The 21980-nt window shown below is 68.7% G+C and carries 22 protein-coding genes, 1 tRNA gene and 1 riboswitch; of the genes, 20 read left to right on the top strand and 3 right to left on the bottom strand.

The features are described from left to right. Positions 1-114 precede the first annotated feature (114 nt). Positions 115-245: riboswitch (FMN riboswitch) on the top strand. A 110-nt stretch (positions 246-355) separates the two neighbouring features. The 4 genes from pnuC (at position 356) to BN10_RS09800 (ending at position 2687) form a co-directional block, all read left to right on the top strand. Beyond that, positions 356-1120 (top strand): nicotinamide riboside transporter PnuC, encoded by a 765-nt coding sequence (gene pnuC, locus BN10_RS09785; RefSeq protein ID WP_010851085.1) that lies wholly within the window; start codon positions 356-358, stop codon positions 1118-1120. A gap of 9 nt (positions 1121-1129) precedes the next feature. Continuing rightward, positions 1130-1393, top strand: a complete 264-nt coding sequence (locus BN10_RS09790; protein WP_040751398.1) for a phosphoribosyl-ATP diphosphatase — start codon at positions 1130-1132, stop codon at positions 1391-1393. A gap of 14 nt (positions 1394-1407) precedes the next feature. Beyond that, complete coding sequence (gene hisG / locus BN10_RS09795) at positions 1408-2253, top strand: ATP phosphoribosyltransferase (protein WP_010851086.1); 846 nt, start codon at positions 1408-1410, stop codon at positions 2251-2253. A gap of 68 nt (positions 2254-2321) precedes the next feature. Continuing rightward, on the top strand, positions 2322-2687 hold the full coding sequence (locus tag BN10_RS09800; protein ID WP_233354300.1) for a PH domain-containing protein: 366 nt from the start codon (positions 2322-2324) through the stop codon (positions 2685-2687). A gap of 5 nt (positions 2688-2692) precedes the next feature. Here BN10_RS09800 and BN10_RS09805 read toward each other — a convergent pair whose 3' ends face one another. Continuing rightward, positions 2693-3265 carry a nucleoside/nucleotide kinase family protein gene (locus BN10_RS09805; RefSeq protein WP_010851088.1) on the bottom strand — a complete coding sequence of 191 codons (573 nt, stop codon included), beginning with the start codon at positions 3263-3265 and terminating at the stop codon, positions 2693-2695. 35 nt (positions 3266-3300) lie between these two features. Between BN10_RS09805 and hisF the strand changes: the two genes are divergently transcribed. Then, complete coding sequence (hisF, locus tag BN10_RS09810) at positions 3301-4062, top strand: imidazole glycerol phosphate synthase subunit HisF (RefSeq protein WP_010851089.1); 762 nt, start codon at positions 3301-3303, stop codon at positions 4060-4062. A 23-nt stretch (positions 4063-4085) separates the two neighbouring features. Here hisF and BN10_RS09815 read toward each other — a convergent pair whose 3' ends face one another. After that, positions 4086-4733 carry a TIGR03085 family metal-binding protein gene (locus BN10_RS09815; protein ID WP_010851090.1) on the bottom strand — a complete coding sequence of 216 codons (648 nt, stop codon included), beginning with the start codon at positions 4731-4733 and terminating at the stop codon, positions 4086-4088. 45 nt (positions 4734-4778) lie between these two features. Here BN10_RS09815 and hisI point away from each other — a divergent pair, with 45 nt between their 5' ends. The 14 genes from hisI (at position 4779) to BN10_RS09885 (ending at position 20526) form a co-directional block, all read left to right on the top strand. Then, a complete protein-coding gene (gene hisI, locus BN10_RS09820; protein WP_040751406.1) occupies positions 4779-5141 on the top strand; it encodes a phosphoribosyl-AMP cyclohydrolase in 363 nt (120 codons plus the stop codon). 11 nt (positions 5142-5152) lie between these two features. Next, the gene (locus BN10_RS09825) at positions 5153-6700 is read left to right on the top strand and encodes an anthranilate synthase component I (protein WP_051369840.1); all 1548 of its coding nucleotides are present in this window, start codon (positions 5153-5155) and stop codon (positions 6698-6700) included. Continuing rightward, positions 6697-7281: a Trp biosynthesis-associated membrane protein gene (locus tag BN10_RS09830; protein WP_010851092.1), complete on the top strand. Its 585-nt coding sequence runs from the start codon at positions 6697-6699 to the stop codon at positions 7279-7281. The genes BN10_RS09825 and BN10_RS09830 overlap by 4 nt, the downstream gene beginning before the upstream one ends. A 44-nt stretch (positions 7282-7325) precedes the next feature. Continuing rightward, positions 7326-7544 (top strand): HGxxPAAW family protein, encoded by a 219-nt coding sequence (locus BN10_RS09835; protein WP_010851093.1) that lies wholly within the window; start codon positions 7326-7328, stop codon positions 7542-7544. A gap of 26 nt (positions 7545-7570) precedes the next feature. Next, positions 7571-8371 carry an indole-3-glycerol phosphate synthase TrpC gene (trpC, locus tag BN10_RS09840; RefSeq protein ID WP_010851094.1) on the top strand — a complete coding sequence of 267 codons (801 nt, stop codon included), beginning with the start codon at positions 7571-7573 and terminating at the stop codon, positions 8369-8371. Further along, positions 8368-9570, top strand: coding sequence for a tryptophan synthase subunit beta (gene trpB / locus BN10_RS09845; protein WP_010851095.1), 1203 nt, complete (start codon positions 8368-8370; stop codon positions 9568-9570). The genes trpC and trpB overlap by 4 nt, the downstream gene beginning before the upstream one ends. Then, entirely contained in the window at positions 9567-10394 is an 828-nt protein-coding gene (trpA, locus tag BN10_RS09850) for a tryptophan synthase subunit alpha (protein WP_010851096.1), read from the top strand. Before trpB ends, trpA begins: the two co-directional genes overlap by 4 nt. A 60-nt stretch (positions 10395-10454) precedes the next feature. Further along, positions 10455-11243, top strand: a complete 789-nt coding sequence (locus BN10_RS09855) for a DsbA family protein (RefSeq protein WP_010851097.1) — start codon at positions 10455-10457, stop codon at positions 11241-11243. A gap of 3 nt (positions 11244-11246) precedes the next feature. Beyond that, the gene (lgt, locus tag BN10_RS09860) at positions 11247-12131 is read left to right on the top strand and encodes a prolipoprotein diacylglyceryl transferase (protein ID WP_010851098.1); all 885 of its coding nucleotides are present in this window, start codon (positions 11247-11249) and stop codon (positions 12129-12131) included. Positions 12132-12265: 134 nt separating this feature from the next. Continuing rightward, positions 12266-16804, top strand: coding sequence for a glutamate synthase large subunit (gene gltB / locus BN10_RS09865; protein WP_010851099.1), 4539 nt, complete (start codon positions 12266-12268; stop codon positions 16802-16804). Beyond that, the gene (locus tag BN10_RS09870) at positions 16797-18257 is read left to right on the top strand and encodes a glutamate synthase subunit beta (protein WP_010851100.1); all 1461 of its coding nucleotides are present in this window, start codon (positions 16797-16799) and stop codon (positions 18255-18257) included. The genes gltB and BN10_RS09870 overlap by 8 nt, the downstream gene beginning before the upstream one ends. 81 nt (positions 18258-18338) lie before the next feature. After that, positions 18339-19793, top strand: coding sequence for a pyruvate kinase (gene pyk, locus BN10_RS09875; protein ID WP_010851101.1), 1455 nt, complete (start codon positions 18339-18341; stop codon positions 19791-19793). A 37-nt stretch (positions 19794-19830) separates the two neighbouring features. Beyond that, positions 19831-19916 (top strand) — tRNA-Leu (locus BN10_RS09880). A 31-nt stretch (positions 19917-19947) separates the two neighbouring features. After that, positions 19948-20526, top strand: a complete 579-nt coding sequence (locus tag BN10_RS09885) for an ANTAR domain-containing response regulator (RefSeq protein ID WP_010851102.1) — start codon at positions 19948-19950, stop codon at positions 20524-20526. A 28-nt stretch (positions 20527-20554) separates the two neighbouring features. On the opposite strand, the gene BN10_RS09890 is transcribed toward BN10_RS09885, so the two are convergent. Next, positions 20555-21322 (bottom strand): DUF554 domain-containing protein, encoded by a 768-nt coding sequence (locus BN10_RS09890; RefSeq protein WP_010851103.1) that lies wholly within the window; start codon positions 21320-21322, stop codon positions 20555-20557. A gap of 103 nt (positions 21323-21425) precedes the next feature. Between BN10_RS09890 and BN10_RS09895 the strand changes: the two genes are divergently transcribed. Continuing rightward, a partial coding sequence (locus BN10_RS09895) for a GNAT family N-acetyltransferase (protein ID WP_051369665.1) occupies positions 21426-21980 on the top strand: 555 nt, incomplete at its 3' end.

Here is a 21980-nt window from a genome sequence, read left to right on the forward strand (position 1 = left end):
CAGGTATGGGTGTGGTCGGCTGCGAGGTGTGTCCGTGACGGTGGGGTGGGGTTGGGTGACCAGCGGCACACGGACTCGCCCGCGGCATACCCGCGCGGTTGTTGCATACTGGCCTCACGTGCTCCGGGGTCGGTGCAATTCCGAACCGGTGGTGACAGTCCACGACCCGCTCGCAGCCAGCCAGCGGTTGATCCGGTGAAACTCCGGGACCGACGGTGAAAGTCCGGATGGTAGGCAGCACGTGCTTCAACGGGTATGCCGTGTGGTCGCCTTGAGCGGTCAGGTCGCGGATCCCGTTGCGGTGCAACATCCCCGGAGTTCGTCCGTGCACCAACGAACACCGAGGACGAACACCATGATCAGCACTCTCGTCGCCGCGGACGCCGCGAGCGGCAATCTCTTCCAACGGATCATCGACTGGTCCATCCCCATCGGGTCCTACCAACTGCACGTGCTCGAGGTCGTCGGCGTCCTCATCGGCGTCGTGTCCGCGTGGTACGGCATGAAGCGCTGGGTCTGGGCCTGGCCGATCGGGATCAGCGCCAACATCATCCTGTTCTTCGTCTACCTGGGCGCCCTCTTCGGTGCCGACCAACGCATCCCGCTCTTCGGGCAGGCCGGGCGCCAGGTCTTCTTCATCCTCACCAGCATCTACGGCTGGTGGCGATGGAACGAGCACCGCAAGGCGCGCGGCGCCGACACCGCCGCGCCGGCCATCACGCCGCGGTGGGCCACCGCCAAGGAGCGCTTCGCCATGGGGGCGCTCTGGCTGCTCGGCACCGTGCTCGTGCACCAGGTCTTCGTCGCGCTCTGGAACGCCGCGCCCAATCCCTACTGGCAGCCGCAGTGGTGGTTCTACTGGTGCGATGCCTGGATCTTCGTCGGGTCCATCATCGCCACCTACGCGATGGCTCGGGGCTGGAACGAGTTCTGGCTGGCCTGGATCGGCGTCGACCTCATCGGTGTCCCGCTCGGCTTCGCGACCGGCTATGTCCCGACCGCCGTGATGTACATCTTCTACGGCATGTTCGTCCTCTACGGCTTCACCCAGTGGGTCAAGGTCACGCGCGCGGCGGCCGCCGCTGGACGCACCCGCGAGGGAGACCTCGTCTCCTCGTAAGGTTGGGGCGTGAAGACGTTCGAGCAGTTGTATGCCGAGTTGAGCGAGAAGGCGGTGTCCCGACCCGAGGGGTCGGGCACCGTCGCCCAGCTCGACGCCGGTGTCCACGCGATCGGCAAGAAGATCGTCGAGGAGGCTGCAGAGGTGTGGATGGCGGCCGAGTACCAATCGGACGCCGACACCGCCGAGGAGATCAGCCAACTGCTCTACCACCTCCAGGTGCTCATGGTCGCCAAAGGGCTGACCCTCGACGACGTCTACGCCCACCTCTGACCCGGACTGACGTGATGTTGCGAATTGCCGTGCCCAACAAGGGTTCCTTGGCCGACTCAGCGGCCGACATGCTGCGCGAGGCGGGCTATCGGACCCGTCGTGACCCCAAGGAACTCGTCGTCACCGACGACGCCGGTGGCGTCGAGTTGTTCTACCTTCGCCCGCGTGACATCGCGGTCTACGTCGGATCAGGCACCATCGACTGCGGGATCACCGGTCGCGACCTGCTGCTCGATTCGGGCAGTTCCGCCGAGGAGGTGATGGCGCTCGGTTTCGGTGCCTCGACCTTCCGGTATGCCGCTCGCCCAGGAACCGCGACGACCGTCGCCGAGATCGCGGGTCACCGTGTCGCGACGTCCTATCCGGGCCTGGTCGAAAAGCACCTGGCCGATCACGGCGTGCCGGCCGACGTCGTCCGACTCGACGGCGCCGTGGAGACTGCGATCACCCTCGGTGTCGCCGACGTCATCGCCGATGTCGTCGAGACCGGCGCGACCCTGCGCAGCCAGGGCCTGGCCGTCTTCGGCGATCCCATCCTGCGCAGCGAGGCCGTGCTCATCCGCAACACTGCGGCCGACCCGAGCAATGGTGTCGAGGTGCTGCGCCGCCGCCTTCTCGGGGTGGTCACCGCGCGCACCTACGTCATGCTCGACTACGACTGTCCCGCGGACCTCGTCGACCGCGCCACCGAGATCACCCCGGGGCTGGAGTCGCCCACGATCTCGCCCCTGCACGACCCGGCGTGGGTGGCCATGCGGGCCATGGTGCCGCGCACCTCCACCAATCGGGTGATGGACGAGCTCTATGACCTGGGGGCGCGAGCCATCCTCGTCACCGACATCGCGGCCTGCCGGATCTGATGACGGACCCTGCGAGTCCTCTGGATGCGCCCTTCCGCTCCCGTCGTGGGCGGGCGATGGCCCTGACCATGGCAGGGGTCTCGCTCAGCCTCTTCGCCGCGCTGGCGATCCTCATCCGCGGTTGGGGTCCGGCCGACCGGCTTCTCATGTTCGGGCTCGGCCTGGCCATGGCCGCCGTTCTCACCCGGTATGCCGTGATCAGCGCCGTCCCGCTGCCGCATGGTCTCAAGGTGCGAAACCTCTTCTTGTCCCGGATCGTGCCCTGGGACGACATCGAGGACGTGACCTTCCCCGAGGGCGACGCCTGGGCCAAACTCGACCTCGCGGACGGCGACGACCTGGCCGTCATGGCGATCCAGCGGGCCGATGGCGAGTCTGCCCGTGTGGAGGCCGACCGGCTCGCGCGCCTGGTCCTCTCGCACCGTCCTCGCTGACCCGCTCACCGGGCCGTGGTCACGACCAGGTCTGCGCGTTCCTGCGTGCGGTCCGCGGTGAACAGCGCATCCTCCTGGTCGGCCCAGCGCTGCCAGTGGGGCGCGAAGACCTCGCCGTCCCGTGCCAACCCCCGCCGCCGCCGGATGCCACGCGGCGCCTCCACCCAGACCCGGAGCGCGGCATACGAACCGGCGGGGTCAACACTCGAGCCGCAGCCCTCGACGACGAGGAAACGTGAGCCGGGCAATTCCTTGGTCGCCCCCCACCTGCCAGCCACCCAGTCCCACACCCGGTATGCCGCGGGCTCACCTCGCGCGAGCGGCCGCAACACCTGCTCGGTCACCAGGTGGACCGCGGCGGAGAGCCCCTCCCAGCCCGGGAAGATCTCGTCCATGTGCGCCACCGGCGCCTCGAGGGCGGCAGCCACAGCCACGGCGAGCGTGGTCTTGCCGGCGCCGCTGCGTCCGTCGATCGCCACCACCACGACATCGCCGCACCGGGGCTGCGCCGCCCACGCGAGGTCCACGACAGTGGCCACCGCCGCGGGGTCGGCTGGTTCGGCACGGTCGGACCACATGACGGGCAAGGCTAGCGAGCGCCTAGATTGGGGCCATGCCGCTGGCCGTCCGGGTGATCCCCTGTCTCGACGTCGACGCCGGCCGAGTCGTCAAGGGCGTCAACTTCGAGAACCTTCGGGACGCCGGCGACCCCGTTGAACTGGCCCGCGCCTATGGCGCCCAGGGGGCCGACGAGTTGACCTTCCTCGATGTCACGGCCAGCAGCGGTGATCGGGCGACCACCTACGACGTGGTGCGGCGCACGGCCGAGGAGGTGTTCATCCCGCTCACTGTCGGTGGCGGCGTGCGCACGGTCGACGACGTGGACCGCTTGTTGCGCTGCGGGGCCGACAAGGTGGGAGTCAACACGGCGGCGATCGCCCGCCCGGAGCTCATCGCCGAGGTGGCGGAGCGTTTCGGCGCGCAGGTCCTCGTGCTCTCGGCCGATGTCCGCCGGCGTACCGACGGTCTGGACGGTTTCGAGGTGACGACCCACGGTGGGCGCACCCGCACCGGGATGGATGCCGTGGAATGGTGCGCACGGGCTGCCGAACTCGGTGCCGGCGAGATCCTGCTCAACTCGATGGACGCCGATGGCACCAAGGACGGTTTCGACCTCGAGCTCATCGCCTTGGTCCGTGCCGCCGTCCGCATCCCGGTGATCGCGAGCGGTGGCGCAGGGGCGGCCGAGCACTTCGCGCCGGCCGTGCGTGCCGGCGCCGACGCGGTGCTCGCGGCGAGCGTCTTCCACTTCGGTGAGTTGACGATCCCGCAGGTCAAGCAGGCGCTGGCGGACGACGGGTTGCCGGTGCGCTGAGCAGCCTTCAGGGCTGGGGGCCTTCAGGCGAGTCCGAGTCGGGTGCCCCGAACGGTCGCGATGTCCTCCTCGCTGCCTTCCCAATGGGTCAGGGCAGCTGCTGCGCGTCCGTAAGCCGTGAGCAGCAACTCGATCGGGGCCCCCGCGATGACCACACCGGGCCCGTCACCCTTGGCTGCTGTGATGCTCCGGCCTTCAGGGGTTCGCAGCGTGACGGGCACCTGGCTGCGACGGAACATCAGGGGCGCCATTCGCCTCAGCGCACCCCAGACCGCCTTGGACGTCGCCGCATCAGGGCGCCGCCGAGGGCCGGGGGCACCGTCTCCGCGCAGGACGTCCTCGTGATGCACGACGAACTCGATCGTGTTGACCGCGTCATCGACGGCCGAGAAGCGGGTCGGGTGCCAGAAGGGTGGGCCACCTCGCACCGTGGACACCAGCGACTCCCACGCCGTCTGCGCGAGCTCGGCCTGGGCTCGCTCGAGCCGTCCACCAAGTCCGGGCACGAGGATGCCGGCGGCCAGATCCGGGCGTCGCTCGCGCAGCACCACATGGGCGGCGAGGTCACGGGTCAGCCAGCCCTCGCAGAGGGTCGGTGCGACCGGCCCGGCGAGTTCAAGGGCATCGCAGAAGCGTTGGCGCTCCAGGTGGGCGACATGGGTGGCAGGCATGGACGTCATTGTCGACCACGGAGGACCCGACGGCAGAATGGTCCGGTGCCCACTCTCGATCCCGCCATCGCAGCGCGCCTTTCGCGCGATGCATCCGGGCTGGTCGCCGCCGTCGTCCAACAGCACGACACCTTGGAAGTCCTGATGCTCGGTTGGATGGACGACGAGGCCCTGCGCCGCACCCTGACCACTGGTCGGGTGACCTTCTGGTCTCGGTCCCGCCAGGAGTACTGGCGCAAGGGGGACACCAGCGGTCACGTCCAATGGGTCCGCTCGGTCGCGCTCGACTGCGACGGCGATGCCCTGCTCGTCACCGTCGAGCAGGTCGGTGCGGCCTGTCACACCGGTGCCCGGACCTGTTTCGAGGACCATGACCTCGGTGCCGTCGTGGGAGGAATGGACTCGTGACGGCGACAGACATGCTGCCCGACCTCGCCTTCGGTGCCACCTGGCCGGCACTGGACGTCTTCACCACGCTGGCAACCGATCGACGTGTCATCCCGGTGGTCCGGAAGTTGATGGCAGACGCGGAGACGCCAGTCGGGGTCTACCGCAAACTCGCCGGCGACCGGGACGGCACCTTCCTCCTCGAGTCTGCCGAGCACGGCGGCGTCTGGTCGCGCTGGTCAATCGTCGGGGCAGCAAGTCATGCCACGCTCACCGAGCTCGACGGCCACGCGCACTGGATCGGCGACCCTCCGCGGGGGGTGCCCGTCGACGGCCTACCCACCGATGCCCTGCGGGACACGATCGCCGCGTTGGCCACCGCCGCGATCGAGGGCCTGCCACCGCTGACCGGAGGGATGGTCGGCATGGTGGGCTACGACGCCGTCCGCCGCTGGGAACGGCTGCCGGTCACGGCCCCCGACACCCTGGGCCTCCCCGAGTTGGCGATGATGCTCGCGACCGACCTGGCCGTCCTGGACCACAGCGACGGCTCGGTGCTCCTGGTCGCCAACGCGATCAACTACGACGACACCGACGAGCGCGTCGAGCAGGCCTGGCAGGACGCCGTCGTCCGACTGGATCGGATGGAGCGCGCGCTGGCGGCGCCGGCGCCTTCCACGGTCGCCACGGTGGACATCGCTCGTGTCCAGGAGGCCTTGGCTCGGGTGCGGCCCGATCTGGAGGAGGCCGACTACATCGACCGTGTCGAGCGCGCCAAAGAGGACATTCGTGCCGGCGAGGTATTCCAGGTCGTCCTCTCCCAACGCTTCAGCATGGACACCGACGCAGATCCGCTCGAGGTGTATCGCGCGCTGCGGGCAGGAAATCCCAGCCCGTACATGTACCTCTTTCGCTTCCCGACGCCCGACGGCCGCGGATTCGCCGTGGTGGGGAGTTCTCCGGAGGCGCTCGTCCGAGTCACCGGCGAGCGTGCCATCACGCATCCGATCGCCGGATCGCGACCTCGCGGGAAGACCCCGGAAGACGATGTCGCTCTGGCCGAGGAACTGCTTGCCGATCCCAAGGAACGCTCCGAGCACGTCATGCTCGTCGACCTGGGACGCAACGACCTCGGGAGGGTGTGTCGCGCTGGCACGGTGGACGTCGTCGAATTCATGGACATCCGTCGTTACAGCCACATCATGCACATCGAGTCCACGGTCATCGGCGACCTCAGGCCGGAGACCGCGGCCTACGAGGTCCTGCGCGCGACCTTCCCGGCAGGCACCCTCTCGGGGGCGCCCAAACCGCGGGCGATGGAGCTGATCGAGGCCTACGAGACGAGTCGGCGTGGTGTCTATGGGGGAGTGGTCGGCTACATCGACTTCCACGGCGATCTCGACATGGCCATCGCGATTCGCACTGCGGTCCTCAAGGACGGTCGGGCCCACGTGCAGGCCGGGGCGGGCATCGTCGCCGACTCCGATCCCACCAGCGAGCACCGCGAGTGCGTCGCGAAGGCAACCGCCGCACTGCGTGCGGTGGCGACCGCCGAGGCCATGACGGTGATCGGCGGATGAGCCGCGGGCGCACGCTGGTTGTCACCGGTGTCCTCGTGCTGGTGGTCGTGGCCACCGTGGGCCGCACCTGGGCGACCGGAACGGCTGACGATGCGGTGCTCGGCAGCAGTGCCGTCTCGGCCACCGGCGGCCAAGCCGCCCCGGGTGCCCTCGCGCTCGTGCTGGCTGCGGCAGCGGCAGTCGTCGCCGCCCTGATCACCCGACCCGTCATCCGCCGAATCGTCCTGGGCATCGGAGCGCTCGCCGCCGCGGGCGCCACGGCGATCATCCTGCGAGTACTCGCCGACCCGGAGGGCGTCCTGGGCCCGATCGCCGCCAAGGCCGTCGGTCGATCCGGTGCCCTCGCGGTCCGAGCCCAGACGACCGGCTGGGTCGTGGCCGCGCTGACCGCGACGGTCACCCTGACGGTGCTGCTCCTGCTCTCCTTGTGGTCGGCACACCGCTGGGGGGCGACCTCGCGGACCTACGACGCGGACGACGACACGGTCGCCGGTGCCCGGGGAGAGCGCGTGTGGAGCGACTGGGACGCGCTCAGCTCCGGACACGACCCGACCGATGTGCCCGACGCGCCACTCACCTGACACAATCGACCCGACACCCCACCTGGCACACCCGAGGAGCCCCGATGTCCGACGAGCACGAGAGCCACGGTCACAGCGTCGCCGCCTGGGTGAGCGTGACCCTGCTGATCATCGGTTTCGGCCTGGGCTCCCTCGCCGTCGCGCTACTCAACGTCCCCCTCGCCATCGGTGGGGTCATCGTCTGCATCATCGGCCTGGTGGCCGGCAAGGTGCTCGCGGCGCGCGGCTACGGCCTGGCCGGGCAGCAGGGCGCGGGACACTGAGTCCCGCGGGCCATCGGCCCAAGACCATGAGCACAGTCCTCGACACCATCATCGACGGCGTCCGCCTCGACCTCAGCGCTCGGCAGGCCGTCCTCACCCAGGCCGACCTCGAACGGCTGGCCGACCAGGCACCACCAGCCCTCGACGGTCATGCGGCGCTGTCGATGCCGGGCCTCTCGCTCATCGCCGAGGTGAAGCGCGCGAGCCCGAGCAAGGGCGCCCTCGCCGACATCCCTGACCCGGCAGCCCTCGCCGCGGCATACCAAAGTGGTGGGGCCTCGGTGATCTCGGTGCTCACCGAGGAACGCCGCTTCGGCGGCTCACTTCGCGACCTTGACGCCGTGCGTGAGGCAGTGACCGTGCCGGTTCTGCGCAAGGATTTCATGGTGAGCGACTACCAGATCTGGGAGGCCCGGGCCCACGGCGCAGACCTCGTCCTGCTCATCGTGGCCGCGTTGACGGATGCCGAGTTGGTGCACCTGCATCACCTCGCCGGCCAGTTGGGCATGACAGCGCTCGTCGAGGTCCACGACGAGACCGAGACGCAGCGCGCGATCGACGCCGGTGCCGTGGTCATCGGCGTGAATGCGCGCAACCTGAAGACCCTCGAGATCCACCCGGACACTTTTTCCAGACTCTCGCCGCTCGTCCCCCCGGGTGTCCTCAGGATTGCCGAATCGGGCATCACCGGCCCCGCTGATGCCGCTCGATATGCCGCCCAGGGCGCCGACGCCGTCCTGGTCGGCGAGTCGTTGGTGCGCGGAGGCGACGCAGCCGCCGGGGCGCGTGCACTCCTCGCGGCCGCACACGACACGAGCCTGCGATGAGTGGCGAATACACGCCCGGCCGGTTTGGGGCCTTCGGTGGGCGCTACGTCCCCGAGGCGTTGGTGCCGGCCCTCGAAGAACTCGACGAGGCACGCCAGAAGGCCGCGGTTGATCCTGACTTCCTCGCCGAACTCGACCGATTGCACCGCACCTACAGCGGGAGACCGAGCATCATCACCGAGGTGCCGCGCTTCGCTGGCCATGCGGGGGGCGCCCGGATCTTCCTCAAGCGCGAGGACCTCAATCACACGGGCTCACACAAGATCAACAATGTGCTCGCCCAGGCCCTGCTCACCAAGCGGATGGGCAAGACGCGGGTCATCGCCGAGACCGGAGCGGGCCAGCACGGGGTCGCCACCGCGACGGCGGCAGCGCTCATGGGCCTGGAATGCCGGATCTACATGGGCAAGGTCGACACCGAGCGTCAGGCACTCAATGTCGCCCGGATGCGGATGCTGGGCGCCGAGGTCGTCCCCGTCGAGCACGGGAGCGCCACACTCAAGGACGCGATCAACGAGGCCCTGCGCGACTGGGTCACGAATGTCGGGACAACCCACTACCTCATCGGCACGGTCACCGGGCCGCACCCCTTCCCGGAAATGGTTCGTGACTTCCATCGGATCATCGGAGTCGAGGCCCGGGCCCAGGTGCTCCAGGAGGCCGGCCGACTGCCCGATGCCGTGATCGCCTGCGTGGGTGGTGGCTCCAACGCCATGGGTATCTTCCACCGCTTCATCGACGACGAGGGGGTGCGCCTCATCGGCATCGAGGCCGGTGGTGAGGGCATCGAGTCCGGCCGGCACGCGGCGCGCTTCGCCTCGGCCGACCCCGGCGTGCTCCACGGCGCCATGAGCTACCTGATGCAGGATGCCGACGGCCAGACGGTCGAGTCGCACTCGATCTCGGCCGGCCTCGACTACCCGAGCGTCGGGCCGGAGCACTCGTTCCTGCGGGACTCAGGGCGCGCCGAGTATCGCTACGCGACCGATGGGGCCGTCATGGAGGCCTTCGAGTTGCTGTGCCGGACCGAGGGGATCATTCCCGCGCTCGAGTCGGCCCACGCGCTGGCCGGAGCAATCGAGGTCGGTCGCGAACTCGGCCCGCAGGCACTCCTTCTCGTCTGCCTCTCCGGGCGTGGCGACAAGGACATGCACACCGCTGCCGCGTGGTTCGGCCTCGTCGAGGACGGAAAGAAGTGAGCACCCTCCACCTCTCGACCGGTGTCGGCGGCGTCCTTGCCCGCTGCCGCGCGGAGGGTCGTGCGGCACTCATCGGCTACCTCCCGGTCGGCTACCCGAGCGTCGAGGGATCGATCGAGGCCATGGTCGCCATGGTGGAGGCCGGGGTCGACATCGTCGAGGTCGGCGTGCCCTACTCCGATCCGGTCATGGACGGCCCGCTCATCCAGGCGGCTGCGGCCGCTGCGCTCGAGGCCGGGACGCGGGTCGACGACGTCTTCACGGCAACGGCGGCCGTCCGGGAGGCGGGCGCACCCCCGATCCCGATGACCTACTGGAACGTGGTGCTGCGCCGCGGCGTCGAGCGCTTCGCTGCCGACCTCGCGGCTGCCGGTGGGGCCGGGCTCATCACACCCGACCTGATTCCGGACGAGGCCGGCGACTGGGTCGCCGCCAGCGATGCGCACGGCCTCGACCGGGTCTTCCTCGTGGCCCCGGTCTCGACCGACGAGCGCCTCGCCGTCGTCACCGCCGCTTGCCGTGGCTTCGTGTATGCCGCGAGCACGATGGGTGTGACCGGCGTGCGTTCCGCCGTGGGTGGGGGAGCCGCCGAACTTTTCGCACGCACCCGAGCCGCAACTGACCTTCCGGTGTGCGTGGGACTCGGAGTCTCGACACGTGAGCAGGCCGCCGAGGTGGCTTCCTACGCCGACGGCGTGATCGTCGGATCCGCCTTGGTCCGATGTCTTGCCGAGGCCAGGGAACTGTCCGAGGGCCTCGACGCGTTGCGGTCCCTGACCGCGGAACTTGCCGCCGGTGTCCGACAGAGGCACCCCAACACCTGACCGACATCCACCGGACAGTCACTGACTTTCCCGATCGACACTCCCCAAAGGAGCCCACCGATGGCCCAGAAGAAGAAGCCCCAGTCTGCCGGCAGCGACCGCCAGGCCAAGATCCAGGCCGCGGCCTCGTCCGGTGCCGGCAGCGGCGCGAACAAGATCGTGATCGCCGCCGTCGCGGCGGTGGTGGCGATCGTCGCCGTCGTCGGCTTCGTGGTCATCAAGCAGGTCCAGTCGGACAATGCGGTCAAAGGGGACGGCCAGGCCGTGCCGGCCGGCGCGACGATGGGTGGTGGATACCCGGCATACCAGGACGTCACGGCGAAGGCGGGGGCGCCCACGGTCGAGGCGTTCGAGGACTTCCAGTGCCCGGGCTGCCAGCAGTTCGAGCGGGCGATCGGTTCGACACTGGTCGACCTGGCGAAATCCGGCGACATCAAGCTCCAGTACCACATGCTCAACTTCCTCGACCAGCGGCTGGGAAACACCAGCTCGCTCCAGGCGAGCAACGGTGCCTTCTGCGCGGCGGACGCGGGGCCGGGCAAGTTCGAGGAGTACCACACGATCGTCTATGCGAACGCGCCCGAGCAGGAGGGCACCGGGTGGACTGCGGCCCAGCTCAAGGACTACGCCCAGCAGGCCGGCCTCACCGGTGACGCCCTGAAGACCTGGGAGTCCTGCACCGAGCTCGGCAAGTACACCAACTACAACAAGGCTGTCGACGCCAACGCCTTCGGCAAGGAAGGCATCAAGGGCACGCCCACCTTCAAGATCAACGGCACCATCATCGACAACAACACCTTCGCGACCCCCGACCAGGTCAAGGCTGCCGTCGCCGCCGCCACGAAGTGACGCATGTCTGAACTGACGGCGATCGGGCTGGCGCTGCCGGCCAGCATCCCCAGCCCGACCGTCGGCGTCTGGCACGTCTTCGGGATACCTCTTCGCGCGTACGCCCTGTGCATCTTGGCGGGTATCGCTGTTGCCATCTGGCTGACCGATCGTCGTCTCCGCGCGCGCGGCGGCGCGCCCGGTGCCGTCCTCGACGTTTCCATGTATGCCGTGATCGCCGGCATCATCGGCGGCCGGCTCTACCACGTCATCACCACGCCCGAGCCGTACTGGGGCAAGGACGGCAACCCATGGGCAGCCCTGCGGATCTGGGAGGGTGGCTTGGGCATCTGGGGCGCCATCGCCATGGGTGCCCTCGGCGCCTGGTTCGGGTGTCGCCGCCACGGGGTTCGGTTCCTGGATTTTGCGGACGCCGCCGTGCCGGGGGTCGCGCTGGCCCAGGGCATCGGCCGCTGGGGGAACTGGTTCAACAACGAGCTCTACGGTCGCGCCACCGACCAACCCTGGGGCCTGGTGATCCACCAGTGGGACCAGAGCGCCGGTCGGGCGGTCCTCGATGCGCAGGGCACGCCGGTCGTCATCGGAACCTTCCAGCCGACCTTCCTCTATGAGTTCGCCTTCGTCGTCGTCCTCGCGGTCGTGCTCATCCTTCTCGACCGGAGGTTCGCCCTTCGCCGCGGCCAACTCTTCGGCCTCTACATCATGGGTTACCCGCTCGGCAGGATCTTCATCGAGAAGATGCGCACCGACACGGCAGAGTTGATTCTGGGCCAGCGGCTCAACGTGTGGACCTCGATCCTGGTGTTCCTGCTCGGGGCGGTCATCTTCTGGTGGACCGGTAAGCGGACACGGATCTCACAACCTGAGACAGACGGCGTCGAAAAGTAGGCACGCGCGGGTTCTCGATAGGCTGCACCCGCGTGGCCAGAGCCGTCCGCGCATCAACCATGCCATTGCGGCAATGCCCGGGTCCGATGACCGACCCTGCGTTGCGCGCCACCTCGAGTCAGGACGGTGATCCGGTGTCCGTCGTGCCCTTCTCAGCACAGCCCTCGGACCAAGGCCTCTACCGCCGTGCCCACGAGCACGACGCGTGTGGTGTGGCCATGGTCGCGACCATGCGCGGCACGGCCGGACACGACATCGTCGTCCACGCCCTCGACGCGCTCCGCAATCTGGACCACCGTGGTGCGACGGGCGCGGATCCGCTGGTCGGTGACGGCGCCGGCATCCTCACCCAGATCCCCGATGAGTTCCTCCGTGCCTCCGTGCCGTTCGCGCTGCCGCCGGCCGGTCGGTATGCCGCGGGCATGGCCTATCTGCCACAGGACCGCGCCGCACGCTTCGCTGCCCTGGAGCGGGTGGAACGAATTGCCCGCGAAGAGGGGCTGGTCACCCTTGGTTGGCGTGAGGTGCCCGTCACCGAGAGCATCGTCGGGCAGGCCGCCCGCGAAACGATGCCCTTCTTCGCCCAACTCTTCGTGGCCGCTGCCGACGGGGACCTGGCCGGACTCGAACTCGACCGAGTGGCCTTCGCCCTGCGCAAGCGCGCGGAGCGGGAGCTGGATGTCTACTTCCCGTCGCTGTCGGCGCGGACCATCGTCTACAAGGGCATGTTGACGACCGGTCAACTCGAGCCCTTCTTCCCCGACCTGTCCGACCAGCGGTTTACCACCGAACTGGCGCTCGTCCACTCACGCTTCTCGACCAACACCTTCCCGAGTTGGCCCCTCGCGCACCCGTATCGCCTGATTGCGCACAACGGCGAGATCAACACGGTCAAGGGCAACCGCAACTGGATGCATGCCCGGGAGAACCAACTCTCGTCCGACCTCATCGGCGGTGACCTGCAGCGGTTGTTCCCGATCTGCACGCCCGAGGCCTCGGATTCGGCGTCCTTCGACGAGGTGCTCGAACTGATCCACCTCGGTGGACGCTCGTTGCCCCACGCGGTGCTCATGATGATCCCAGAGGCCTGGGAGAACCACGCCACGATGGATCCCGCCCGGCGGGCGTTCTACGAGTTCCACTCCACCTTCATGGAGCCGTGGGACGGCCCGGCCTGTGTCACCTTCACCGACGGCACGCTCGTCGGTGCCGTCCTCGACCGCAACGGCCTTCGCCCGGGACGCTACTGGGTCACCGACGACGGTCTGGTCGTCCTCGCCTCCGAGTCGGGCGTCCTCGACCTGCCGGCCGAGAAGGTCGTCAAGCGCGGTCGCCTGCAGCCCGGCCGGATGTTCCTCGTGGACACCGCCGACGGCCGTATCATCAGCGACGAGGAGGTCAAGTCCCAACTGGCCGCCGAGCAGCCCTACGAGGAGTGGCTCCACGCCGGTCTGCTCCACCTGGGCGACCTGCCCGACCGCGAGCACATCCAGCACACCGCGGCGTCGGTGGCTCGTCGGCAGCGCACCTTCGGTTACACCGAGGAAGAACTCAAGATCATTCTGGCTCCGATGGCCCGCACCGGCGGGGAGGCCCTGGGATCGATGGGCACAGACACGCCGATCGCGGTTCTTTCCGACAAGCCGCGTCTGCTCTTCGACTACTTCACCCAACAGTTCGCGCAGGTCACGAACCCCCCGCTGGACGCGATCCGTGAAGAGCTCGTCACCTCGCTCGGCACGAGCATCGGGCCGGAGGGGAACCTGCTCGACGCGACTCCGGCGCATGTCCGTCAGGTGGTGCTCGACTTCCCGGTTCTCGACAACGACGAGCTCGCCAAGATCGTCCACATCAACGCTGATGGCGACCTGCCCGGGTATGCGACAGCCGTGGTCCAAGGGCTGTACGACGCCAACGGCGGCGAGGCAGCCCTCAAGGCGCGGCTCGACGAGATCTGCACCGAGGTCAGTGCCGCCATCGACGAGGGCGCCCGTTTCGTCGTGCTCTCGGACCGCGACTCCGACCGCGACCTCGCGCCGATCCCGTCCCTGCTCCTCACCTCGGCGGTGCACCACCACCTCATCCGCGAGAAGACGCGCAACCTCGTCGGCCTGATCGTCGAGGCCGGTGATGTCCGCGAGGTCCACCACGTTGCCCTGCTCATCGGCTACGGCGCGGCCGCCGTCAACCCCTACCTGGCCATGGAGTCGGTCGAGGACCTCGTCCGCAGCGGCGCAGTCACCGGCGTGACCCAGGAGAAGGCGGTCCGCAACCTCATCAAGGCGCTCGGCAAGGGCGTGCTCAAGGTGATGTCGAAGATGGGCATCTCCACGGTCGCGTCCTACCGCGGTGCGCAGGTCTTCGAGGCAATCGGTCTCTCGCAGGAGTTGGTCGACCGCTACTTCACGGGCACCGTGAGCCAATTGGGCGGTGTCGGACTCGACGTCATCGCCGAGGAGACGGCGGCTCGCCACGCCGCGGCATACCCGCCGGATGGGGTGCGACCTGCCCACCGCAAGCTCGGCGTGGGCGGCGAGTACCAGTGGCGGCGAGAGGGTGAACCGCACCTCTTCGATCCCGAGACGGTCTTCCGCCTGCAGCACGCGACGCGCAACCGGCGCTACGACATCTTCAAGCAGTACACCCGGCGGATCGACGAGCAAGCCGGCCGCCTGATGACCCTTCGAGGGCTGATGGAGCTGCGCCCCAAGCGCGAGCCCATCGCCATCGAGGAGGTCGAGCCCATCAGTGAGATCGTCAAGCGCTTCAACACCGGGGCGATGAGTTACGGCTCGATCAGCATGGAGGCGCACGAGACCCTCGCGATCGCGATGAACCGCCTCGGAGGCCGCTCCAACACCGGTGAGGGTGGCGAGGACGTCGAGCGCCTGCTGGACCCACAGCGGCGCTCGGCGATCAAGCAGGTCGCCTCCGGCCGCTTCGGGGTGACGTCGATGTACCTCACCCACGCCGACGACATCCAGATCAAGATGGCGCAGGGCGCCAAGCCGGGCGAAGGTGGGCAGCTGCCGGGGCAGAAGGTCTACCCCTGGGTCGCGCGCACGCGGCACTCCACGCCCGGTGTCGGCCTGATCAGCCCCCCACCACACCACGACATCTACTCGATCGAGGATCTGGCCCAACTGATCCACGACCTCAAGAACGCCAACCCGAGTGCCCGCATCCACGTCAAGCTCGTCTCCGAGGTCGGCGTGGGAACCGTCGCTGCGGGCGTGTCCAAGGCGCACGCCGACGTCGTCCTCATCTCGGGCCACGACGGCGGTACCGGCGCCTCGCCGTTGACCAGCCTCAAGCACGCCGGTGGCCCGTGGGAACTCGGCCTGGCCGAGACCCAGCAGACCCTGGTCCTCAATGGCCTGCGGGATCGGATCGTGGTCCAGGTCGATGGTCAGATCAAGACCGGACGGGACGTCGTCATTGCGGCCCTCCTGGGCGCCGAGGAGTTCGGCTTCGCCACCGCCCCGCTCGTGGTGTCCGGTTGCATTCTCATGCGCGTCTGCCACCTGGACACCTGCCCCGTCGGCATCGCGACGCAGAACCCCGAGTTGCGTGAGCGGTTCACCGGCAAGCCCGAGTTCGTCGAAACCTTCTTCGGATACATCGCCGAAGAGGTGCGCGAGCACTTGGCAGCGCTGGGCTTTCGCAGCATCGCGGAGGCGATCGGCGAGATCTCCTCGCTCGACACGCGTCGAGCGGTCGAGCACTGGAAGGCCAGCGGGCTGGATCTGCAGCCCATCCTCACCGAGGTCGCCAGTCCTGACGGCTCCGGCCGTAGCCATCTCATCGGCCAGGACCACGGCCTCGAGAAGGCCCTGGACCACCAACTCATCGCCATCAGTCGGGACGCGCTCAGCGATGGCACGCCGGTCACCGGCTCGATCGCGATCCGCAACGTCAACCGGACGGTCGGGACGATGCTCGGACACGAGGTCACCAAGGCGCACCCCGATGGCCTGGCCGACCACACCATCGACCTGACGCTCACCGGCTCCGCGGGCCAGAGTTTCGGCGCCTTCCTGCCGGCCGGTGTGACCCTGCGCCTGCTCGGGGACGGCAACGACTATGTCGGCAAGGGCCTCTCCGGTGGGCGGGTCGTCATCCGCCCGGAGCGGACCAGCCCCTTGGTCGCCGAGGACAACACGATCGCGGGCAACGTCATCGGCTATGGAGCGACGTCGGGCGAGATCTTCCTGCGAGGCCGCGTCGGCGAACGATTCTGTGTCCGCAACTCCGGCGCCACGGCCGTCGTCGAGGGCGTGGGCGACCACGGGCTCGAATACATGACCGGTGGCACCGTCATGATCCTCGGACCCACCGGCCGCAATGTCGCCGCCGGCATGTCCGGGGGAGTGGCCTACGTCCTCGATCTGGTCCCCGACCTGGTCAACGGTGAACTGGTCGACATCACACCGCTGCGCGAGGCCGACCGGGCCCGAGTGCGGGACCTTCTCGAGCGCCACCTGAAGTGGACCGAGTCCGCCGTCGCCGCCAACCTGCTCGCGAACTGGCCGCAGAGTATCGACCGTTTCTCCCTCATCCTGCCTCGCGACTACCAACGCGTCCTCGACGTGCGGGAGGCCGCGGCGAAGGAGGGTCTCGACGTCGACGGCGCCGAGGTCTGGGACCGAATCATGGAGGCTTCCCGTGGCTGACCCCCAAGGCTTTCTCAGGACTCGCGAGCGCGAGTTGCCGACCCGGCGGCCGGTCCCGGTGCGGATTCGCGACTGGAAAGAGGTCTACGAGGAGCAGGACACCGCCGTACTGCAGCGTCAGGCGGGCCGGTGCATGGACTGCGGGATCCCGTTCTGCCACAGCGGTTGTCCGCTCGGCAACCTCATCCCTGAGTGGAATGACCTGGCCTGGCGTGGTGACTGGCGCAGCGCGATCGAGCGACTGCACGCCACGAACAACTTCCCGGAGTTCACCGGTCGTCTGTGCCCGGCGCCCTGCGAGACCGCCTGCGTGCTCGGGATCAACCAACCGGCCGTCACCATCAAGCAGGTCGAGGTGACCACCATCGAGCGGGCCTTCGAGGCGCAGGGCGTCCAGCCCCTTCCGCCCGAGCGGCTCACCTCGAAGACCGTGGCGGTCGTCGGCTCCGGCCCGGCCGGTTTGGCCGTCGCCCAGCAACTCACCCGGGCCGGCCACACCGTGGCGGTCTACGAGCGGGCCGACCGACCCGGGGGCCTGCTGCGTTATGGCATCCCCGAGTTCAAGATGGAGAAGGCGGTCCTCGATCGCCGCCTGGCCCAGATGCAGGCCGAGGGCACGATCTTCCGCAGCGGCGTCGACGTCGGCGGCGACATCACCGGCCAGCAGTTGCAGGCCCGCTTCGACGCGGTGGTCCTCGCCGTCGGGTCCACGCTGCCGCGTGACCTGCTCGTGCCCGGCCGAGAGTTCGACGGCGTCGTGCAGGCGATGGACTTCCTGCCGCAGGCCAACCGGGTCGCCGTCGGCGACCAGGTCGAGGACCAGATCACCGCGGCCGGCAAGGATGTGATCGTCATCGGTGGCGGGGACACCGGCGCGGACTGCATCGGTACGTCGCACCGGCAAGGTGCCCGGTCGGTGACCAGCCTGGAGATCATGCCCCAGCCCGGAGCCGACCGACCCGGCAGTCAGCCGTGGCCGACCTACCCGATGATCTTCCGCATCGCCTCCGCCCACGAGGAGGGCGGCGAACGGCTGTATGCCGTGAGCACCAGCGAGATCCTCGGGGACGACGACGGCAAGGTCCGTGGCCTTCGCCTGCACGAGGTTCGGATGGGGGAGTCGGGTTTCGAGAAGGTCGAGGGCACCGAGCGTGAGCTGCCGGCCCAGTTGATCCTGCTCGCCATGGGCTTCGTCGGCCCGCAGCGGGCCGGTGTCGTCGAGCAACTCGGCGTCGACCTCGACGAGCGCGGAAACATCGTGCGCGGACGGGACTACCAGACCAGCGTTCCGGGTGTCTTCGTCGCCGGGGACGCGGGTCGTGGCCAGTCGCTGATCGTGTGGGCGATCGCCGAGGGGCGAGCCGCCGCCAACGGCGTCGACGCCTGGCTGCAGGGCCGTCCGTCACCGCTGCCGCGACCCATCGAGCCCACTGACCGGCCGCTCGTCGTCTGAGGCGACCACCCGGCATACCACCCTCGCCCACGCCGTGATCCCGGTCACGACTGAAAGCGCTTTCGCCCTAGGATGCTGACCATGCGCCGCGCCAAGATCGTCTGCACGATCGGACCCGCCACTTCCTCCGCCGAAAACATCACCCGCCTCGTCGAGTGCGGTATGGATGTGGCCCGGTTGAACCTCTCCCACGGTGAATACGCCGTGCACGAGCAGGTGTACATGGACGTCCGTCGGGCCAGCGACGAGGTGGGCCGTGCGGTCGGCGTCCTCGTCGACCTCCAAGGCCCCAAGATCCGCACGGCCCGCTTCAAGGACGGCCCGGTCGTCCTCACCGAGGGCGCAACTTTCACGATCACCACCCGCGAGGTCCCCGGCGACGTCCACGAGGTCGGGACGACGTATGCCGGTCTCGCCGGTGACGTGGAGCCGGGCCACCGCATCCTCATCGACGACGGCAAACTCGCGCTCGAGGTCACCGACGTGACCGAGACCGATGTCGTCTGCACGGTCCTCGAAGGTGGCGTTCTCTCCAACAACAAGGGGATCAACGTCCCCGGCGCGGCGATGAGCGTGCCCGCCCTGTCCGAGAAGGACAAGGAGGACCTGCGCTGGGCGCTGCGGCTCAAGGTGGACATGATCGCGCTGTCCTTCGTGCGCAGCGCCAGAGACATCGTCGACGTCCACGCGATCATGGACGAGATCGGCGTGCGCCTGCCGGTCATCGCCAAGATCGAGAAGCCCCAGGCCGTCGAGAACCTCGATGAGATCATCCGCGCCTTCGACGGCGTCATGGTGGCTCGCGGTGACCTCGGGGTCGAACTGCCCCTCGAGGAAGTGCCGCTGGTTCAGAAGCGCGCCTGCGAGATCGCGCGCCGCCGGGCCAAGCCGGTCATCGTCGCCACGCAGGTGCTCGAGTCGATGATCGAGAACTCCCGGCCGACCCGTGCCGAGGCCTCCGATGCCGCCAATGCCGTCCTGGACGGTGCCGACGCTCTCATGCTCTCGGGCGAGACGTCGATGGGTGCGCACCCGTTCGAGGCGGTCACCACGATGGCTCGGATCATCGAGAACACCGAGGACCACGGACTGCACCGAATTCGGCCCCTCGACACCCGACCCAACAGCAAGGGCGGCGCGGTGACGGCAGCCGCTGCCGAGATCGGCGACCAGATCGGTGCCAAGTTGCTGGTCACCTTCTCGTCCACCGGCGACACCACGCGTCGGCTTGCCAGGGTGCGTCCGCGGATCCCCATGATCGCCTTCACCTCGAACCAATGGACCCGCTCCCAACTCGCCCTCACCTGGGGCGTCGAGACCTTCCTGACCGCCGAGGTCCGGCACACCGACGAGTACGCCGTGTTCGTCGACACCGAGCTGATCAAGGCCGGCCGCGTCGTCGAGGGCGATCAGGTCGTCATCGTCGCTGGCTCGCCCCCCGGCATTCCCGGATCGACCAACGCCTTGCGCGTCCACCGCGTCGGTGACGCCGTGCACGGCATTGCGCCGGCCTACAAGGACCTGCTGCAGCGATGACCGCGCGGGGCGTCGTTAGACTGGGCGCCGCACCCTTGCCGGGGTGGTGGAATGGCAGACACGGAGCACTCAAAATGCTTTGCTCGAAAGGGCGTGCGGGTTCAAGTCCCGCTCCCGGCACCAAGACCTTGCACCGATCGGACCAGGAGGCCCTGTGACCGCCAAGCGAATCCTCGTGGCGGAGGACGAGGCGATCATCCGTCTTGATCTCGCCGAGATGCTGACCGAGGCCGGCTACGACGTGGTCGGCCAGGCCAGCAACGGTGAACAGGCGGTCACCATGACGCGCGACCTGGCTCCGGACCTGGTCATCATGGACGTCAAGATGCCCGTTCTCGACGGCATCACGGCCGCCGAGCGGATCGGCGCCGAGCGGATCTGCCCGGTCGTGATGTTGACCGCTTTCAGTCAGACCGAGCTCGTCGAGCGTGCGCGGGACGCTGGCGTGATGGCCTACGTCGTCAAGCCCTTCACGGCTGCTGATGTCACCCCGGCGATCGACATCGCCCTGTCGCGCTGGGGTGAGCTCAAGGCGCTGGAGAGCGAGATCGCCGACCTCGGTGACCGCCTCGAGACCCGCAAGGCCGTGGATCGGGCCAAGGGTGTGCTGATGACGAAACTGAAGATCACCGAGGCCGAGGCCTTCCGCTGGATCCAGAAGACCGCCATGGACCGGCGGATGGGCATGCGCGAGGTGGCCGAGGCCGTCGTCGCCGGCATGGACAAGGCCTGACGCACCGCAGGTGGTCCTCGCCGCCCCGTCAGCGGAACGCGATGATGACCTGGGTCAGCAGTGGCGCGACCACCAATGCCGGGAGCATGTCTCCGACCGGGACATCCTTGATGCGCAGCAAACGCAGGCCGATGCCGGCGAGCAGGAGGCCGCCCGTCGCGGTCAGCGCCGCGATGTGGGCCTCTGGCATGATCGACCCGAGCGCCGCACCGGCGACCGTGAGGCTTCCTTGGACGACGGCGACCGAGACGGCCGACAGCAACACGCCGACCCCGAAGGTCGACGCGAAAGCCATGGCGGCAAAGCCGTCGAGCACTGATTTCAGGGCAAGTTGGTCGATGCCACGACCCAAGCCGTCGGACAACGATCCGAGGATGGTCAGCGGCCCGACACAGAAGAGGAGCGTGGCCGAGAGCCAGCCCTCGATGAAGCGCTCGCGCGCGTCATGACCGCCCTCTGACGGGAATCGTCGCGAGACCCCGGCCTGGACCCGGCCGGCGAGCGACTCCAGACGCGACTCCACACGCAGCAGGGAGCCGCTGATCGACCCGACGAGCAGGGACCCCAGGACGATGAGGACCGGCACCCCGGAGCCGACCGCCGCACCCAGGGCAGGGGTGGTCACAGAGACCACGGAGAGTCCGGCCATCAGGAGGGTGACCAGGCCCAGGCAGTCTGTGACAGTGCCCCGAGTTCGCTCCGGGAAGCGGTGTCCCACGGCCATGCCCACCAGGGCGCCGACGATGACCGTGACGACGTTGATGACCGTTCCGAGACCCATGAAGCCAACGCGCACGCGCTGACCCTAACGTGCTGTCCCCAGTTGCCGGATCACCCTTCCATCGGTCGATCGACCGTCGTATGGTCTGAGCATTCCCTGCCAGGATGAAAGGACGTCAATGGCCCGAGCACAGGTCGAGGTCGTCGCCGTCGACGACGTGCGGTCGGTCGACGGTCAGTCCATGCTGCGTGAGGTGTCCTCGCTGTGGATGACCCAGCGGGTCGACCAGGGGATGAGCCCCGAGGCTGCCACCCGCGCGGCCGCCGACGGTCGCCTCCGTGAGGCACTGGGCAGGGCCGACGTCCGCGCCTGGGTGGCGAGGGTCGACGGGACCGCGGTCGGCTACGCGATCACCTCGGAGAACCCCTTCGGGCTCTCGACCCAGCCCGAGGTCGCGATCGACCAGATCTTCGTGGACCGGCGGGCCCGTCGCCACGGGGTGGCCCGCGCCCTGCTCACGACGGTCGTCGCGCACGCCGAGCGCCGGGGGAGCGAGGTCATCGTGAGCAACGTGCCGGCGCAGAGCCGTGAGGCCAACCGGTTCTTCGCCCGCTGGGGCTTCTCGTCGGTCGTCGTCCGGCGCGTGGTGTCGACGTCGGTGCTGCGGCGCCGGCTCACCCCCGGCGCGCGCCCGGAGCTCCTCGACGCGATCCGGCGCCGGCGGCACACGGCC

Source organism: Phycicoccus elongatus Lp2 (assembly GCF_000367525.1).
In the GTDB taxonomy this organism is placed as follows: Bacteria; Actinomycetota; Actinomycetes; order Actinomycetales; family Dermatophilaceae; genus Phycicoccus_A; species Phycicoccus_A elongatus.

Excerpts from the sequence above, each read along its gene's own strand:
- pnuC (WP_010851085.1), top strand. The coding sequence starts at position 356 with ATGATCAGCACTCTCGTCGCCGCGGACGCCGCGAGCGGCAATCTCTTC.
- hisG (WP_010851086.1), top strand. The coding sequence starts at position 1,408 with ATGTTGCGAATTGCCGTGCCCAACAAGGGTTCCTTGGCCGACTCAGCG.
- BN10_RS09800 (WP_233354300.1), top strand. The coding sequence starts at position 2,322 with ATGGCAGGGGTCTCGCTCAGCCTCTTCGCCGCGCTGGCGATCCTCATC.
- BN10_RS09805 (WP_010851088.1), bottom strand. The coding sequence starts at position 3,265 with ATGTGGTCCGACCGTGCCGAACCAGCCGACCCCGCGGCGGTGGCCACT.
- hisF (WP_010851089.1), top strand. The coding sequence starts at position 3,301 with ATGCCGCTGGCCGTCCGGGTGATCCCCTGTCTCGACGTCGACGCCGGC.
- BN10_RS09815 (WP_010851090.1), bottom strand. The coding sequence starts at position 4,733 with ATGCCTGCCACCCATGTCGCCCACCTGGAGCGCCAACGCTTCTGCGAT.
- BN10_RS09825 (WP_051369840.1), top strand. The coding sequence starts at position 5,153 with ATGCTGCCCGACCTCGCCTTCGGTGCCACCTGGCCGGCACTGGACGTC.
- BN10_RS09830 (WP_010851092.1), top strand. The coding sequence starts at position 6,697 with ATGAGCCGCGGGCGCACGCTGGTTGTCACCGGTGTCCTCGTGCTGGTG.
- BN10_RS09835 (WP_010851093.1), top strand. The coding sequence starts at position 7,326 with ATGTCCGACGAGCACGAGAGCCACGGTCACAGCGTCGCCGCCTGGGTG.
- trpC (WP_010851094.1), top strand. The coding sequence starts at position 7,571 with ATGAGCACAGTCCTCGACACCATCATCGACGGCGTCCGCCTCGACCTC.
- trpB (WP_010851095.1), top strand. The coding sequence starts at position 8,368 with ATGAGTGGCGAATACACGCCCGGCCGGTTTGGGGCCTTCGGTGGGCGC.
- BN10_RS09855 (WP_010851097.1), top strand. The coding sequence starts at position 10,455 with ATGGCCCAGAAGAAGAAGCCCCAGTCTGCCGGCAGCGACCGCCAGGCC.
- lgt (WP_010851098.1), top strand. The coding sequence starts at position 11,247 with ATGTCTGAACTGACGGCGATCGGGCTGGCGCTGCCGGCCAGCATCCCC.
- pyk (WP_010851101.1), top strand. The coding sequence starts at position 18,339 with ATGCGCCGCGCCAAGATCGTCTGCACGATCGGACCCGCCACTTCCTCC.